This window comes from Flavilitoribacter nigricans DSM 23189 = NBRC 102662, from assembly GCF_002646595.1.
GTDB lineage: Bacteria > Bacteroidota > Bacteroidia > Chitinophagales > Saprospiraceae > Flavilitoribacter > Flavilitoribacter nigricans.
In genome coordinates, this window is the sequence record NZ_PDUD01000049.1 from 59,427 (window position 1) to 76,467 (window position 17,041).

Sequence of the window (17,041 nt, forward strand, 5' to 3'; positions counted from 1 at the left end):
ACTGCCAAAATAATTCCTTCAAAGTACCCTATCAAATATCTTGATGATACCGCTTCCTGCCATACAAATTGCAGGAAGCACTTACCTAATTCACTTTCACTACTTTCCGGCTGATGGTGTATTTGCCCAACTGGATCCGAAGCATATAGATGCCCGAAGGCAGATCCTGCAGGTTGATACGATTTTTACCCGCTACCTCAATGCCCGTCGGATTACCGTAGCCGTCCAGGATCCGGATCTTTTCGATCGGATAGTTGAAACGGGTAGTGATCAATACTTCGCCGGAGGTAGGGTTGGGGAAAATATTCAGCGAGGCGTTGAGGTCGATATAACCGATCTCGGGCTTCAGCTCTTCGGTAAACTCCACCTTGGTGGGAATGCCGTTCACCGGTACCCGATCCTCATTAGCCCGGATCGCTACTACCTCGGTAATCTCGACGACGGTATGTTTGCCGGCAATATCGTCAATGGCTCCGATCAGGGAGGCGATTGCTCCGTAACCGCCTACATTCACCTTATTGATCCGGGTAAGGGCCACATCGATCCGGCCGGAGGCTTCCAGCGTCCGATCGAGCGTCAGCAGATCCTCACCGGTTTGTCCGAGCCAGCTTTCCGGATAGACTACTTCGATGCTGGCGGGGTCGATCACGGTCGGATCGAAGGTGATGGTAAAAGCAATTCCGTAAATGTCTTCCACGGGTATTGCTTCCGTACCGAATACGATGGGTACCTGGAAGGTTCCTCCCACCGGAATGGGCGAACTGCTGGCCGCAAAATCGACGTATAGCGGCGGATCATTTTCGGTGGCGGGTACATCGGTAAATACCGGGAGCGGCCCGTGGACGAGGCCATAGTGCTCCATGATGGGCCCGCGATCGGCCCGGTCGATCCGTCCGTCGCCGTTGGCGTCCGCATGTTTGTAATTCAGATCACTGTCAAAATACTGATCGGACCAGTTTTCCGACTGCTGGGCTTCCCACTTGATCTCGGCATTGGTTCTCGGAGGGCCCTGTTGTCCGTAGGCCAGACCAATATTCAGGAGATCGATGTGGTTGGCGACGTTGTCCAGGTTGGTATCTCCCGGCCATACTTCGTCTTCTTTTTCCGTCTTGTCGTTACAGAAGTTATCCAGCACCCATTTGCCGCGGGACAGGAAGCCGAGCCGGTAGATCGCACCGCTGAAGACCATGCGACCGTTGCGGCCGTCATTACTGCTGGCCGTTACTTCAAGTTTGACACCGGGAGCAATAGCGGCCGGCAGATCAAGTGGGTGGGCGGCCGCTACCACCGGCTGATCATTGACCGCCAGCAGGACTTCGTTGCCGGTAAAGTAGTAATCCACACTGAGCTGCTGGATCTCATAACCCGGAGCACTGATCATTGCTCCACTGTTATCGAGTAGCACCACCTGCCCGTTACCGGCGCTAAAGGCGGGGAAGGTGGAAGCCTTGGTCACAAATACCGCACAGTCACAGTTGGCGGCATTGGCCGGTGCAAAGGATAATTGAAGCCCGTCTTCTTCATCAATGAGGTCTCCCGGATCGTAACCCGTTATGGGGCCGTAAGCGCCGGCCGGGGTCTGGTCCCACTCGGCACAGGCATCATTGTCACAGTATTGGGTACTGAGTTCGGCGCTACTTTGACAGAAGTACCCCAGATCGGTAACTTCAAAATACCAGTCGGTTGCGGCCTGACCGGGCAGTGGGCCGAGGGTGATCGGCAGATCGGTGTAGGCAAATTCCAGCACCTCCAGCGTACCCCCCGCCGGGCCGTAAACCACCTGGAAGGTGTTGCTGACATTGTAGTAGTCAAAATCTAGATCGACCCAAAGCTCCCCGTCGTTTTCGCAGGGGGCGGCTTCTACCGTCAGTTCCGACAGGTAGCAGCAGGGAATACTGAATTCCGCCTTCTGGGCACAGGAAGGATTTTCGGAATCCCAGACGGCTACGATCAGCTCGCCGGATCCGGGTAGCTCCAGCGTTTTTTCCAGGGGAAGATCGGTATACAGGAACGAACCGACTACCTGATCCCCAATGGCCAGGGTAAAGCGGTCGCTATCAGGATTTTCGTACTCGAAATCGAGATTGAGGACAAACGTCTTGCTGTTTTCGAGGCACTGTACAGAATAGTCCAGAGCTCCGATGCGGCAAGGCAGACAGTCGATCGGGTCGATGGTCGTGAAATTACGGCAATCTGGCTTATCATTGTCGATCACTACGATCTCGTAGGTGGTCGTTCCGTCTCCCGCCAAAGGCCCGATGGTGTAAAAGTCTTGGCCATATTCGAAGGAGCCGAATTGCTGGCCATTGGTACGGATCGTAAAGCCGGAACTACCAACCTTATCGTAATCAAAAGCCACATCGACCATAAAGCCGCCGTCTGCGCCGCATTCGTGGGCTTCGGCAAACACCTCACCGATGGAACAGGGATTGCTGCAATCAACCGGGCCGAGCTCGTAATAGCCGTAGCAGGACGGATCGTCAATATCTATCACCAGAAAATCGTAAACCGTGCTGCCGTCACCGGCAAAGGGGCCCAGGGTGATAAAAGGCGCTTCGTAGCTGTACGGACCGGAAATCTGTCCGTTGGTAAAGACGTAGTAACCTTTGGCACCCGGATCCTGGATGTCAAATGAAAGGTCCACCAGGAACTGTCCGCCGATGCAGGGATAGCGTTCAATCTGCAGGTTGGAAATATTACAATCGTTACCGCCGCCGGGGCAATCGGGGGCACTGAAGTGAATATCCGCCGCGCAATTGCCACTGATATCTTTGACGAGCAATTTCCATTCCAGGTCGATCAGGGCGTTGAAAGGACCGAGTTTCAGGGGGAGATCTTCGTAGGCAAAAATGCCGTATTTCTCGTCGTTCAGAAACAACTGGAATTCCTGGGAAGTCCCTTCGTGCTGGAAATCAAGCTGGGTGTAGAATTGCTGACCATCATCGGTGCAGTAGGTTTCCACTAGGTGCAGCTCACCGATCTTACAGGCTCCGCCCGGGCAAACCGGTGCGGCCAGTTTGGCATCCGAAGCGCAGGGGGAGGAGTTGGTATTGGAAAGATCGCGCACCAGTACGTGCCAGTCGAGATCCGTATTGGCCGGCAACGGCCCGATCTTCACCGGCAGGTCGGCATACGCATAACTTTCGTAAACCTCCTGATTGAGCAGCACCTGAAATTTCTCCGAAGTGTGGGCGTGTTCGAAATTCATTTCAAAATAGAACTGCCCGTCATCCGTACAGATCGGTTCTGATAACTTCAGCGGGCCGATCTCGCAGACCGTCGTCGGGCAATTCACTGGCAGGTGGGCGTCCGATGCGCAGTGTTCATTGTTGGTACTCTCCGCATCGCGGACCAGGATATGCCAGTCCTTGATCCCTTCGGGGGATAAAGGGCCGACTTTGAGGGGGAGATCCGCGTACGCATAACTTTCGTAGAGCTCTCCGTTGAGAAAGAGTTTGAATCGATCCGAGGTATTGGCGTGCTCAAAGTTCATTTCAAAAAAGAACTTGCCGTCGTCCGTACAGATCGCATCGGATAATTTCAGCGCGCCGATCTCGCAAACCGGTACGGGGCAATCTACGATCAGATGAGCGTCCGAAGCACAGTGCTCATTGCTGTCGCTGCCGGCATCGCGTACCAGCACGTGCCAGTCCTTCAGATCCTTAACCGGTAGCGGACCGACTTTGATCGGTAGACTCACGTAGGCATAACTCTCGTACAGATCCCCGTTCAGGAACAGCTGGAATTTATCCGTGGTGTTCTCGTGCTCGAAATTCATTTCAAAAAAGAACTGCCCGTCTTCGGTACAAATCGCTTCGGAGAGTTTCAGCTCTCCTATCTTGCAGGTTTCGGGATTACAATTGACGGCCGCCAATTTGCCATCTTCGGCGCAAAGACCGGACAGGTCTTCCACCAGAATATGCCAATCGGTAGTGCCGTCGGCTGGTAGCGGACCGACCGTTACGGGCAGTTCCTGATACGGGTATTGTTCGTAGAGTTCGCCGTTGAGCAATAGCTTGAATGCGTCGGTATTATTTTTGTGATCAAAATCGAGTTTAAAGAAAAATTCCCCGGGCACATCACCGCATATCGGTTCGGAGATCCGGAGGTGACCGATCCGGCATTCGTCCGGGTAGCAGCTTACGGGCGGTAGTTTGGCCTCCTGTCCGCAGTTCTGGGAGGCGTCCTTTACGGTGATCAACCAATCCGTTACCCCGTCGGCCGGCAGTGGTCCCACCCGGATCGGGAGCGCCGGGTAATCGAATACCCCGAACACCTCATCGTTCACCACTACCTGAAACGTGTTGGAAACATTGCGGTAATCGAAATCCAGATTAAAATAGAACCCGCCGTTATCGAGACAGACCGGTCCGGAAATATCCAGCGCGCCGATCTCACACTGGGTGAAATTGCAAACCGCGCCGCTGACTACCGAGAATTGCTCGCAGCTGTCGGAAGCGTCGACCACCCGAATACCCCACTGGATCTCACTGGCATCCGTGGTGAAGGGCCCCAGGCGCACCGGCAGGTCCGCGTAGGCGTAGGTCTCGTAGGTCTCTTCGTTGATACGCAGTTCGAAGGTTTCCGAGGTATTCCAGTGGTCGAAATCCAGTTGCAGGTAAAATTCGTTGTTGGTACCCGGCGTGCAGATCGGTCCCGACAACTTCAGGTCGCCGATCTCACACTGTTTGGGCTGGCAGTCTACCGCCGCAAACTTGGTATCGCTGGCGCAGTGTTCGTACTGATCCTGCACGAGCACATGCCAGTCCGTGGTGCCGTCGGCCGGAAGCGGCCCCACCCGCACGGGTAGCTGATCGTAACCGTAGCTTTCGAAAACTTCACCGTTCAGTACAACCTGGAATCGCTCGGAGGTATTGCGGTATTTAAAATCCAGCTTGAAGAAGAAGGCGCCATTGTCGTTACAGACCGGGCCGGAAAGATGGAGCGGACCGATCTCACAGTCGGCCGGCTGGCAATCTACCGCCTCAAACTTGGTATCGCTGGCGCAGGGACCGGCTGCGTCCTGCACCAGTACGTGCCAGTCGGTAAGCCCGTCGGCCGGGAGCGGCCCGACCCGTATGGGCAGATCCGAGTAGGCGTAATTCTTGTAAACTTCCTGATTGAGCAATAGCTGGAACGTGCCGGAAGTACGGGCGTGTTCAAAATCCAGTTTGAAATAGAACTGGTCGGAATCGATGCACGATCTTTCGGTAATGTGCAGCGCACCGATCTCGCAGTTGTTAGGGGGACAGGCTACCGGTTCCAGATAAATATCCTGGTCGCACAGTTCGGATGCGTCGCGTACGAGGATCTTATAGCCGGTTTTGCCGTCGCCGGGAAATGGCCCAAGACGCAGCGGTAGATTAGCGTAGGCCTGGGCGGTATATTGTTCGTCGTTCACAAATACATAAAACTGGCCGGTCGGTGTGAAGTGATCAAAGTCCAGTTTGATGTAAAACATGCCGTCATCGGTACATTCCGTGGCCTCAGCTTGGAGTGGCCCGATGCGGCACGTGGGACAGGGGACGTCGAAATCAAAAGTATAGCAGCAATTGGGGTACTGGGGATCGCATACGATCCACTTGTCGTAATTCTGGCTGGGGATCGGAAAGCTGACGGCCTCACTTCCGTCCGCGTTGCCCTGCCAGACCTCCCCGGCTTCGTTGGTGATGTGCAGGGCACCGGATAGATTGGCGCCCTTCACCTTGATCTTGGTATAGTAATTCCCGTCAAAACTGCATTCGATCGCTCCGAGTTCTACGCCCTCGATCCGGCATTCCGGTGGGCAGCCTGCATTCAGCAGGTCTACGCTTACGCAGCAATCGGGGCGATCGTTCACACAAACGGTCACATCAAAAACCTCCTGATCACTCAGTACGCGGATCTGCTCCAGTTGGAGCGGCAGGTCGGCTGTACTGAAATAACCCCGGAAGCTGTTGTTGATATAGACATCGAAGTTAGTGTTGGTCGTTGAGGGCAGCGCAAAATCAATACCGACGGTATAGACATTTACGTCGCTATTGTTAGCATCGCAGTTGAGGATCTCCGCTTTCAGGTCCGATAGGGTACAGGGCTCGTGGTAAAAGCAAAGATTATCGAAGGCAAATTCCTGCCCGCCGATCAGCAACTCCTCGATCTTACCGCGGAGGCAGACCTGAGCGTTGAAGGGGAAATTGCTGTCGTTATTGGGCAGCGGACTAACTTCGAGAAATACTCCCGGCGCGATCTCTGCGGGAACGTCCGAAAAATCCGGAATGACCCGGATCGGCTGACCGTTAACGGCGATATTCTCTTCACCGCCGCCGTCTACGATGTTGAAACAGAGCCCGTTGACGGGCAGGTCCAGTTGAGTGAAATCAAATTTGAGGTTAATGTTACTGATGAACAGGGACTGGCCGTCCAGAGCGGTCTGGTTGCCGAAGATATCTTCGGTAACGGAAACGTTCCAGAAACCGATCTCATCACTGTTACTGTAGATGAAATTTTCCAGATAAACGTCGACCCCTTTTAGGTTAAAAGCGAGGTCTCCCGCCGACTGACCGGCATCCCGGCCGTAAACGGCATTGGCCGGCAGGTCTTCAAAACGGATACAAGTGTCGTTCTGTGCATGTAGTGAGAGTATGTTGATCCAACAAAAAAGAAAAAGCAACCCATTAATTTTCAGGAATTTGAGCATGGCTGGTGTTTATTACGTGTTCATGAAATCTTCATGTTACAAAAATGCGGTTTCCAAAAAGGAATGAAAAAAATGTTTACGCTCTATTTTTGGAAAAAAATGCCTAAAGTTTAGTTAAAAACTTGATTTAGAGTCCTGATTTACCGAAATTTGTGAGGAATTAAAATTTGAGATTTTTATTTTTAATATTTGATTTTCCCGGACGCTGAAATTGGCTATGATCCAGCACAAATTAATTGATTTACTACGGCAATTCAACCGAAAAGAAATGACGCGATTCCGGGAGTTTGTGCATTCGCCTTATTTCAACAAGCACCGGGACGTGCGGGCGCTCACCCAATACCTGGATAGCTGCTATCCGGAATTCAGCGCTTTTCAGTGTGATCGCTACCGGGTTTATAAAAAAGTATTCCCGCGAAAAGCGCACGATCAGGGCAAACTGGCCGTGGTGTTTACCTACACCTACCGGCTGGCCGAACAGTTCCTGGCGCAGGAAATGCTCCGTTCCGGGGAGGCGGAAACCAACCACCTGCTGCTGCGTGGTATGCGGCAGGTAAAAGCCTTCGAACTCTACCAGAAAGTGCTGGATCGTTCGGGGGCTCAACTGGAAAATGCGGGCGAGCAGTCCAGTACCCACTGGTGGCATCGCTACCAGATGGCCTCCGAGCGGGATTACTTCCTCAATCACATTATTGCCAAGCGGGATCTTTCCGGGCTGAATGTGATGGAGGAGCAGCTGGATCGCTTCTATCTGGCGGAAAAACTGAAAAACGCCGTAGAGGCTCAGGTGCGCCGGAATATGGTGAAGGTGGAAACCGAAAGCCGGATGCTGGATTCCGCCGTGAGAGAGGTAGCCGAAAACCTGGAAGTATACCGGAATATCCCGGCGATCTATCTCTATTACAAACTCTTTGAAATGCTGCGTGAAAAAGATCACCGGCACTATTACGAGGCCCTGCAGGAACTGAAAAGCGGAGAATCCTGTTTTCCGCCCCCCGAGCGGGCGAGCCTCTATAATTATTTTCAGAATTACTGCATCCGGGAGATCAACCAGAACAATCTGGAGTTCCTGCAGGAATTGTTCCGACTGTACCAGTCCCAACTGGAGCAGGAACTCCTGCTGGAGGAGGGCTATCTTTCGGAATGGCATTATAAAAATATCGTCACGGTAGGTTTGCGACTGGAAGAACTGGACTGGGTCCATGAATTCATCCGGACTTATCGGGACCGATTGCGGCCGGAAGTAGCGGACAATGCGTATCGCTTCAACCTGGCGGCTTATTACCATGAAGCCAAAGTATACGGAAAAGTACTTGATCTGTTGATAAAGGTGGAATATCGGGATCCCCGTTACAACCTGGGAGCCAAGGCATTATTGCTGCGGACCTACTACGAACTGGAAGAAGACGAAGCGCTTTACTCGCTTGTAGATTCCTTTTTGCAGTACCTGCAACGCAACCAAAAAATGTCGGACGCCCGCCGGGAAGGATTTTATCATCTCTTCCGGATGACGCGTCGCGCTGCCCACATTCGTTCCCGTCTGGGATACGATAAAAAGGAGAAAACGGCAAAGGATCTGGATCGTCTGAAAAGAGAGCTGGAAACGACCGGAGGCATACTAAATCAGTCCTGGTTGGAAGCAAAAATGGACGAAATAGCAAAATATTGTTAAAATAGAAACCTTTTGTTGATAAATCGAGTATAAACTCTAAAATTGTATACGAAAAAGTTGACTTTATTGGTTATTTTACGTCTAAATACACGAATGTATAATCAAATTAGGTTACCCATGACCAAAAGATCACTAATTAATACTATAATTTGCACATTTTTGGCAGTATGGTTTTCCCCCTTGTCGGCCCAGAATTTCAGTACGGCCGAGCGTGGAATAGCTGTTTACTATGCCGATTACCTGGAAGGTCAGCCGACCGCTTACGGCGAAGTTTATCGCCGTAATGAGCTGACTGCCGCCCACCGCTCCCTGCCCGCCGGGACCCTTCTGAAGGTGACCCGTCTGGACAATCAACGGTCCGTCGTAGTACGGGTCAATGACCGCGGAGCATTCTGCGACGGTTGCGTGGTGGATCTTTCCAAAGCAGCGGCCATCCAACTCGATCTCATTCGCTCCGGTAGAGCGATGGTTTCCGTCGATGTGGTTGGTCAGCAGGCACCGAACGTAGCTGCGGATACCCGTTTACAGCGTGAGAATATCGCCCTGTACGAACGGCCGACCTACAGTACCGTTCCGGCCAATCGTCATTCTTCATATCCAAGACCGGATGCCGGTTTCCAGACGGGTAATACCTACGCGAAATCTGCACCGTCCAGCTACGGAGAGACGCAGCCCATGCGGATCAATGTAAGTCCGACCCCGGCTGCACCGGCAACGACGAATACGGCTAGCGGAAATTCCAACCTGCAGGCTAAGGGAGGACTGAATGCTTACAATCAGATCGAAGCTTTCGATTCCTATAATTACTATAAAGCCCAGCAGGCGGAGCGCAGAGCGGTGAACAATACCGCACGTTCCGAAGCGGAAACTTACGAGCGCCTGCGTGCCCGGGGATTGTTGCCCGAGGAGAACGCCACGAACAACGACGCTTCGTTCTACGACAGAGGAGGTTTACAACAGCCTTCCAGCTACGATGAACCGGAGATCACGGCCCGGGGGGCTACTCCTAATCCGCAGGCTTACGTGCAGTACAGCAATTCACCGACTTCTCTGGTACAGCCGCAGTCGTACGGTGCCGAATCTTCCCGGATCTCTCCGCAGTTGACGGCAAAGTCGCCATTGGCGTCCGTATCGGCCCGGGGTTCCTACGCTATTCAAATGGCTTCTTACCGCAACTTTGACAACGCACAGCGTCAGTTGCAGAAGTTGAAGCAAATGGGAATGGCTACGGCCTACTTGCTGGAAACAGATTACAAAGGAGACAAGCTGTATAAAGTGCTGAATGGTCCTTTCGGTGATAAGGAAACGGCGACCGGTGAGCTGGCCCGTTACAAAAGGGACTATTTGCTGGATGGGATCGTGATCCTGCTGAATTAATTCGCAGCAATCGATCCGAAGGGAGGAGCAGAGCACTAAGTGTGTGCTCTGCTCCTTTTTATTTTTAGTGACCCGTGCCGTTTGTATTGACCTGCTCTTCCAGAGAAGCCAGATATTTGTTCAGGCGTTCCATTGGCTTCACGATCGCGATCCGTCCGGATCTGACAAATTCATAAATACCAATATTGGTCAATTCTTCGAGTAAAGCCTCCGTCTCGTGTTCGTGACCGGTTTTTTCGATGACGATGTATTCCGGTTCGATCATCAGCACTTTGGCGTTGTGTTGCCGGATCAGGGTCTCCACCTTGTTGCTGTTGGCAAAAATGTGGGTCGGTACCTTATAGAGAGCTACCTCCTGGTAAACGATCTCATCGGGCTCGTAGTAAAAAGCCTTGACCACGTCGATCTGCTTTTCCAGCTGAGCGACCAGTTTCTCCACCATATCGCGGGTGACCCGGACTACGATCGTAAACCGGTAGATGCCCTTCATAGAGGATTTGGAGGTCGTTAGACTTTCGACATTAATGTGCCGGCGGGTAAAAACGGAAACTACCCGGGATAACATACCGGTCTCGTTTTCCGTAAATACGATTATCGTATATTTCAGTTTTTCTGACATGTTCTGTGTTTATACTAGTCCGACGGCGGAAGGAAACCGATCAAAAGCATTGACCTGGCGGTCTCCTTTCGCCGTCTACCATTAGTCCTTTAAAATCATTTCACGTCCGCTGCTTCCAGAACGATCTCATCTACCGCTTTACCGGAAGCGACCATTGGGAATACATTGTGTTCTTTTTCTACCATCACGTGCAGCAGATAGGGGCCGTCGTGGGCCAGCATTTCTGCCACGCCGGATTTCAGCTCCTCTTCCGAAGTGATCGTTTTACCCTTCACCCCGAAACCTTCGGCGATCTTGATAAAATCGGGATTTTGCAGCTCTACGGAAGAGTAGCGGCGGTCGTGGAACAGTTCCTGCCACTGGCGTACCATACCGAGGTAGTTATTGTCCAGCAGAACGATCTTTACTCCGGTTTTCCACTGGGCGCACATACCGAGTTCCTGAATGGTCATCTGGAAACCGCCGTCACCGATGAAAGCAACCACTTCGCGCTCGGGTTGTGCGAACTTCGCACCGAAGGCTGCGGGCAGACCGTAACCCATGGTACCGGCGCCACCGGAAGAAACCCACTGGTTGGTATCCATGAAGCGGTAATAACGGGCCGCCATCATCTGGTGCTGTCCGACATCGGTCGCTACGATCGCTTTCCCTTCCGTCTGGTCGGACACTTCCTTGATCACCTGTCCCATCCGCAGATGTCCCTCTTCGGAAGAAGACAGGGCGTGTTTGTATACTTTTTCGTATTCGATCTTATCGCAATCCCGGAAAGTTTGTACCCACTCGGAATGGGAGCGCTGTTCTACCATCGGCAACAGCTTCTCCAGGGCCAGTTTGGCGTCCGAAAGGATCGGAACATCCGCTTTGACATTTTTATTGATCTCGGATGGATCGATCTCGATGTGGATCACCTTGGCCTGCTTGGCGTATTTTTCCAAGTTTCCCGTCACCCGGTCGTCGAAGCGCATACCGATGGCGATCATGACATCGCACTCGTTCTGCTTTAAATTCGGTCCGTAGTTGCCGTGCATACCCAACATACCGGTATGCAGGGGGTGGTCGGAAGGAATGGTCGACAGGCCGTGAATGGTACAGGCCAGCGGAATGCCGGTCTTTTCCACAAAAGTCTTGAAAACTTCCTGGGCGTGAGCGATCTGGATACCGTGGCCGGCCAGGATCATCGGCTTCTTGGCCTCGTTGATCAGTTTGGCCGCTTCTTTCAGGCTCTCCGGATCGGGCATCGGATACGGATGGTAGCTCCGGATCACGGAGATCTTCCGGTATTCGAAATCCATCAACTCGATCTGGGCATTCTTGGTAATGTCGATTACCACCGGGCCGGGTCGGCCGGAATTGGCGATATAGAAGGCCTTGGCAAAAATAGCCGGGATCTCCTCCGCTTTGGTGATCTGGTAATTCCACTTGGTGACCGGCATGGTACAGTTGATCACGTCCGTCTCCTGGAAAGCATCAGTACCCAGCAGTTTCCGGAAAACCTGGCCGGTAATGCAGACCAGAGGTGTGGAATCCAGCAGGGCATCGGCCAGGCCGGTAACGAGGTTCATGGCACCGGGGCCGGACGTGGCCATACAGACGCCCGTCTGGCGTGTGACCCGGGCGTAGCCTTCTGCGGCGTGTACGGCTCCCTGTTCGTGGCGCGGGAGTACGTGCGTGAGCTGATCTTCGTAGTGATACAACTCGTCGTAAACCGGCATAATTGCGCCACCCGGATAGCCGAAGATCGTATCGACCCCTTCGGCGATCAGGCACCGCAGAACTGCTTCGGCGCCATTGATCTGAGGCTTGGATACGGGAGAAGGCTTGGTATTAAATTCAGTCTGTGCTTTCATGGTTTGGTAACAATTGTAATAAGCGGGGCCCGTTTTTTAAGGCCGTTAGCTTCGTGCTAAAATGATTAGGGTATTATACGTGTTCAATTATGAGCAGGAGGAAAAGCGCGGAAAGCTTCGGAGCATCCCAAAAACTTTTCCTCCGGTTGATCAAATTGTGATCACCCCCAACGATCAGGGAGTGACAGACGCTTCTACCGGAGCGGGCAGTTGGTCGGTGACACAACCTTCACTCGCGGTGGATACGGTAAATGCATATTTGCGCAGGATACCGGTCTCGGCCTTCAGCGGCGGAATGGTCCAGCTATCCCGGCGGCGGGCGATCTCCTCGTCCGAAAGATCGACGTTCAGCACGTTATTGACGGCATCAATGGTGATGATATCTCCGTTCTGCAACAGGGCGATCAATCCACCCCGCTGGGCTTCCGGTGTGATGTGGCCCACCACGAATCCGTGCGTACCGCCGGAAAAACGCCCGTCGGTGATCAGGGCTACCTTTTTACCCAGTCCCTGACCCATAATGGTCGAGGTCGGTTTCAGCATTTCCGGCATACCCGGACCTCCCTTGGGGCCGCAGTAGCGGATCACGATCACCTCACCGGCTTTCACGGCTTTATCTTTCAGCGCTTCGTTCAATGCATCTTCACTATCGAAAACGTGGGCCGGCCCGGTGAACATTTCTCCTTCCTTGCCCGTGATCTTGGCGACCGAACCCTGTTCGGCCAGGTTACCGTACAGGATCTGCAGGTGACCGGTGGTTTTGATCGGATTGTCGAAAGGACGGATGATATCCTGGCCTTCCTGCAGGGCGGGAACTTCGGCAAGGTTCTCGGCCAGCGTTTTGCCGGTAACGGTCATACAGCTGCCGTCGATCATGTCATGCTTCAGCAGGAGCTTCAGCACGGCGGGTACGCCTCCGATCTGGTAAAGATCTTCCATTACGTAGCGGCCACTGGGTTTGAGGTCCGCCAGGAAAGGTGTGCGGTCGCTGATCTCCTGGAAATCGTCGATGGTCAGTTCAACATCAATGGATTTGGCCATGGCAATGAGGTGCATGACCGCATTGGTAGAACCACCCAGTACGATGGTCAGGGTAATGGCATTCAGGAAGGACTGACGGGTCATGATGTCCCGTGGCTTGAGGTCCAGTTCGAGCAGATTACGCATAGCGGCACCGACCCGCTCACAATCGTAGTTCTTATCCTCGCTGTTGGCGGGATAGGAAGAGTTGAAAGGAAGACACATGCCCAGCGCCTCGATGGCGGAAGCCATGGTGTTGGCCGTATACATACCGCCACAAGCACCGGGGCCCGGGCAGGATTTCTTCACTACTGCTTTGAAGTCTTCCGGAGTGATCTCTCCGTTGTTCTTTTTACCGAGCGCTTCAAAAGCCGAAACGATATCCAGCTTTTCGTCCAGGTGGCAACCCGGACTGATCGTACCACCGTAGACCAGGATCGCGGGGCGGTTCAGCCGGCCCATAGCCATCATGGCACCCGGCATGTTCTTGTCACAGCCCACTACGGCGACCACGCCGTCGTACCACTGCGCGGAAACAACCGTTTCGATGGAATCGGCAATGATATCCCGGGAGGGTAGGGAATAGCGCATGCCGTCCGTACCCATGGAGATCCCATCACTTACCCCGATCGTGTGAAAGATCAGGCCTACCAGATCACTCGCTTTTACGCCGGCCTTTACCTGCTCGGCCAGTCCGTTCAGGTGCATATTACAGGTGTTGCCTTCCCATCCGGTACTCACAATACCTACCTGTGCTTTGTCCATGTCTGCTTCCGTCATCCCGGTGCCGTAAAGCATGGCCTGGGAGGCGGGTTGCCCTTCGTCCTGCGTTATTCTTCGACTGTACTTGTTCAGTTTCTTCATCTTGGAATTATTGTATAGATCGTCTTTGGTTATAGTATTTTAGGTGTTAAAAACCGTCGGGACTTTAAAAATAAGTTTCCCGGGGTGCAAAACCCAATTAATTTAGTTTAGTGTTACGAACCGGACAAGGACCGTATTTGTTTGCAAGATTTTGTAAATCAGTTTGTTAAATCTCATGTTCTTACGAGTCTTAAGTCCTTATTATTTGGCCTGTCAGCAAAAAAAAAGCCGCTCTTCTTCGGAAGAACGGCTTTTTGATGTCAACATCGATATGATCAATACCATCCCTCCGGGTGCATCTGGATAATGACGACCACGACAAGAATTAGTACGATAGAAATACGATTATTGAGCATCAGTTTTGCTTTTGCTGGAACAAATGTGTGTAAAATATTTTTAAGAATCAAGTTTTGGGGGGATTATGTGGGAAATTGGGGGGCGAGGTGTGAGGGGCGAGGCGTCAGGTTTCAGGGGCGAGGGGAGAGGTGTGAGGTGTCAGGGAAGAGGGGAGTGGGGGCAGTGATTGTCGTCTCCTGCCCCCGTTGGTTTAGATTCTTTCCAGTTCTACTGTGAAATGACGCAGGATCTGGGCCTGCTTGGTGATCCTGAACCCGGTTTTCAGTTCCTCCTTTCTGGCGGCCACACGGGCCATGGTCGCGGCCACGTAATCCATATGCGAACGGGAATACACCCGGCGGGGTAGGGCCAGTCGCAGCAATTCCATTTCGGCCAGGCGATCTTTGCCGGTTTCCGGATCGCGGTCGGCGAGCAGGGTGCCGATCTCTACGCCGCGGACGCCGCCTTCAATGTAGGCTTCTACAGCCAGCAGTTGGGCCGGATACTGGGTCTGCGGGATGTGGGGCAACATTTTTTTAGCATCGATATACAGGGCATGGCCACCCACCGGCTCCTGGATCGGAATACCGTAATCCTTTAGTTTCTGGCCCAGGTACTGTACCTGATGGACGCGGTCCTGGAGGTAGTGGAAATCGACGCCTTCGTACAGCCCTACCGCCAGGGCACCCATGGCCCGGCCGCTCATGCCGCCGTAGGTCAGGAAGCCTTCGTATACGATGGTGAACTGGCCCAGTCTTTCGTAGAGATCCGGATCGTTGAGGGCGATGAAGCCACCGATGTTGACCAAACCGTCTTTTTTGGAACTCATCCAGACTACGTCGGCATCCTTGAACATTTCCCGGATGATATCCCGGATGCTCCAGTCTTTATAGGCCGCTTCGCGATTTTTAATGAAGTAGGCATTCTCCGCGTAACGGGCAATATCCATATAAACCGGGATGCCGTATTTTTTAGCCAGGGCACTCGTCTCCCGGATGTTCTGTAGGGAAACCGGCTGGCCTCCGACCGTATTACAGGTGACGGTGATATTGATGAAGGGGATCCGGTCCTTACCATACTCCTTGATCACCGATTCCAGTTTTTCCAGATCAATGTTGCCTTTGAATGGGTGGTAGAGTCCCGTATCGTAGGCTTCTTTGATGGTGCAGTCCATGGCGCGGGCTTTACGGAATTCAATGTGGCCCTTGGTGGTATCGAAGTGCGCGTTGCCGGGTACGACATCACCTTCCCTGACGGTGGCGGAAAAAAGGATGTTCTCTGCCGCCCTTCCCTGGTGCGTTGGGGCAACGTATTCAAAGCCCATAATATCCTTTACGGCCCGGATGAGCTTAAAATAAGATTCCGAACCGGCATAGCTTTCATCGCCGAGCATGATCTCCGACCATTGCTGCTCACTCATGGCCCCGGTGCCGGAATCTGTCATTAGATCGACGATCACCCAGTCACTGTGGATATTGAAAAGGTTGAAATGCTGTTCCCGGATCTTTTTTTTTCTTTCCTCACGGGTACGAAAATATACAGGTTCTACAACTTTAGTTTTGAACGGAGGTATGGTAGGTAATTGCATGACAATTTTTGAAATTTAAGATCATAGATATAAACGGATAGCGCATCCCGAGACCAGCGTCTTAGAAGACCTAAATAAAACCCAGGATACAGATAGAAAAAGGATATGTGGTCCTTCAGGACGAAGGACTCAGACCGGAAATGAATCTCTTTTTTTAACGAATCTGAAAGGAGTTACAAACATGGCGCAAAGATAAGAAGTCTTTCCAAAATGGAAAAGCGGCTATGCACGCTAAAAAGGTCAGATGACCTAAAAACAGTGCATAGCCGCTTTGGCATTCGGTTTAGGAGATGGTTCCCCGATCAATAACGGCTGGTATCCAGTCGGAAGCCGAGCCGCAGGCCGACACTCCAGAGAAAAGGACTCTCCGTGCTGGTCAGGGTGACCAGATCGGGTAGAGGGTTGTTCTCGGAGGTGGGAATACTTCCCTCCAGCTTCACTTCGGGGAAATAGCGAAGATTGGCCATCGGAGTAAAGGTCACCAGATCCGTGATACCGATATCAAAGCCGACTCCACCGCCGATGCTGAAAGCCAGCGCTTCGTCGTCAATCAGGGATACGGCATCGCGGTACACACCATCCCAGTAGGAGATCCCCGGCGATACCTGGATAAAAAGACCTTTGCCCAGCGTTGGTCCCTGCTTGGAAAAGGTGGGGCAGTCACAATCACCGGTAAAATCCCAGAGGTAGAAATTGGTATTGAAAAAGAAGCTGTAGATCTTGGTTTCACTCTCGAATTCGATCAGGCTGCCTTCGGAGTTGGTCAGCTGGGTGTAGTTGAGTTCCGGCAGGAATTCCACCCGCTTGTTCTTCAGGCGGAACCAAAAATCCAGACCTGCCGACCAGCCCTTATCGTAGGGGCGGCTGATGGAACTTTGTCCACCATTTTCGGTCACGTACGGCCAGTTATCTTCGGCGGGAATGAGGTAGCGGGCGTTCAGACCGAATTGGGCCTGTGCACTCAGGGCAAAAAACAGGCAAAGGGCTATTACCGGTAAAGCTTTCATAAACTGTTCCTTCTTTTTTATGTTTCAAACGTCCG

The 17,041-nt window shown here is 52.6% G+C and carries 8 protein-coding genes; 2 read left to right on the forward strand and 6 right to left on the reverse strand.

Translation table 11 applies throughout. The annotated features are described in order from the left end of the window. Nucleotides 1-85: 85 nt before the first annotated feature. Nucleotides 86-6,676 carry a T9SS type A sorting domain-containing protein gene (locus CRP01_RS35460; RefSeq protein ID WP_099154836.1) on the reverse strand — a complete coding sequence of 2,197 codons (6,591 nt, stop codon included), beginning with the start codon at nucleotides 6,674-6,676 and terminating at the stop codon, nucleotides 86-88. 268 nt (nucleotides 6,677-6,944) lie between these two features. On the opposite strand from CRP01_RS35460, the gene CRP01_RS35465 reads away from it, so the two are divergent. Both CRP01_RS35465 and CRP01_RS42575 read left to right on the forward strand, forming a co-directional pair. Continuing rightward, nucleotides 6,945-8,348, forward strand: coding sequence for a hypothetical protein (locus CRP01_RS35465; protein ID WP_143473684.1), 1,404 nt, complete (start codon nucleotides 6,945-6,947; stop codon nucleotides 8,346-8,348). Nucleotides 8,349-8,507: 159 nt separating this feature from the next. Then, complete coding sequence (locus CRP01_RS42575) at nucleotides 8,508-9,725, forward strand: septal ring lytic transglycosylase RlpA family protein (protein WP_222845892.1); 1,218 nt, start codon at nucleotides 8,508-8,510, stop codon at nucleotides 9,723-9,725. Nucleotides 9,726-9,789: 64 nt separating this feature from the next. Here the strand turns inward: CRP01_RS42575 and ilvN are convergent, their stop codons facing one another. The 5 genes from ilvN to CRP01_RS35495 all read right to left on the reverse strand — a co-directional run bounded on the left by ilvN (nucleotide 9,790) and on the right by CRP01_RS35495 (nucleotide 17,006). Further along, the gene (gene ilvN / locus CRP01_RS35475; protein ID WP_099154838.1) at nucleotides 9,790-10,344 is read right to left on the reverse strand and encodes an acetolactate synthase small subunit; all 555 of its coding nucleotides are present in this window, start codon (nucleotides 10,342-10,344) and stop codon (nucleotides 9,790-9,792) included. A 95-nt stretch (nucleotides 10,345-10,439) separates the two neighbouring features. Next, nucleotides 10,440-12,191: a biosynthetic-type acetolactate synthase large subunit gene (ilvB, locus tag CRP01_RS35480; protein ID WP_099154839.1), complete on the reverse strand. Its 1,752-nt coding sequence runs from the start codon at nucleotides 12,189-12,191 to the stop codon at nucleotides 10,440-10,442. A 174-nt stretch (nucleotides 12,192-12,365) separates the two neighbouring features. Beyond that, a complete protein-coding gene (gene ilvD, locus CRP01_RS35485; protein WP_099154840.1) occupies nucleotides 12,366-14,075 on the reverse strand; it encodes a dihydroxy-acid dehydratase in 1,710 nt (569 codons plus the stop codon). 547 nt (nucleotides 14,076-14,622) lie between these two features. Beyond that, nucleotides 14,623-15,999, reverse strand: a complete 1,377-nt coding sequence (locus CRP01_RS35490; RefSeq protein ID WP_099154841.1) for a tryptophanase — start codon at nucleotides 15,997-15,999, stop codon at nucleotides 14,623-14,625. Between the two features lie 302 nt (nucleotides 16,000-16,301). Then, nucleotides 16,302-17,006 carry a hypothetical protein gene (locus tag CRP01_RS35495; protein ID WP_099154842.1) on the reverse strand — a complete coding sequence of 235 codons (705 nt, stop codon included), beginning with the start codon at nucleotides 17,004-17,006 and terminating at the stop codon, nucleotides 16,302-16,304. Nucleotides 17,007-17,041 lie beyond the last annotated feature (35 nt).

Coding starts and splice junctions, on each gene's coding strand:
- CRP01_RS35460 (WP_099154836.1), bottom strand. CDS start 6,676: ATGCTCAAATTCCTGAAAATTAATGGGTTGCTTTTTCTTTTTTGTTGG.
- CRP01_RS35465 (WP_143473684.1), top strand. CDS start 6,945: ATGACGCGATTCCGGGAGTTTGTGCATTCGCCTTATTTCAACAAGCAC.
- ilvN (WP_099154838.1), bottom strand. CDS start 10,344: ATGTCAGAAAAACTGAAATATACGATAATCGTATTTACGGAAAACGAG.
- ilvB (WP_099154839.1), bottom strand. CDS start 12,191: ATGAAAGCACAGACTGAATTTAATACCAAGCCTTCTCCCGTATCCAAG.
- ilvD (WP_099154840.1), bottom strand. CDS start 14,075: ATGAAGAAACTGAACAAGTACAGTCGAAGAATAACGCAGGACGAAGGG.
- CRP01_RS35490 (WP_099154841.1), bottom strand. CDS start 15,999: ATGCAATTACCTACCATACCTCCGTTCAAAACTAAAGTTGTAGAACCT.
- CRP01_RS35495 (WP_099154842.1), bottom strand. CDS start 17,006: ATGAAAGCTTTACCGGTAATAGCCCTTTGCCTGTTTTTTGCCCTGAGT.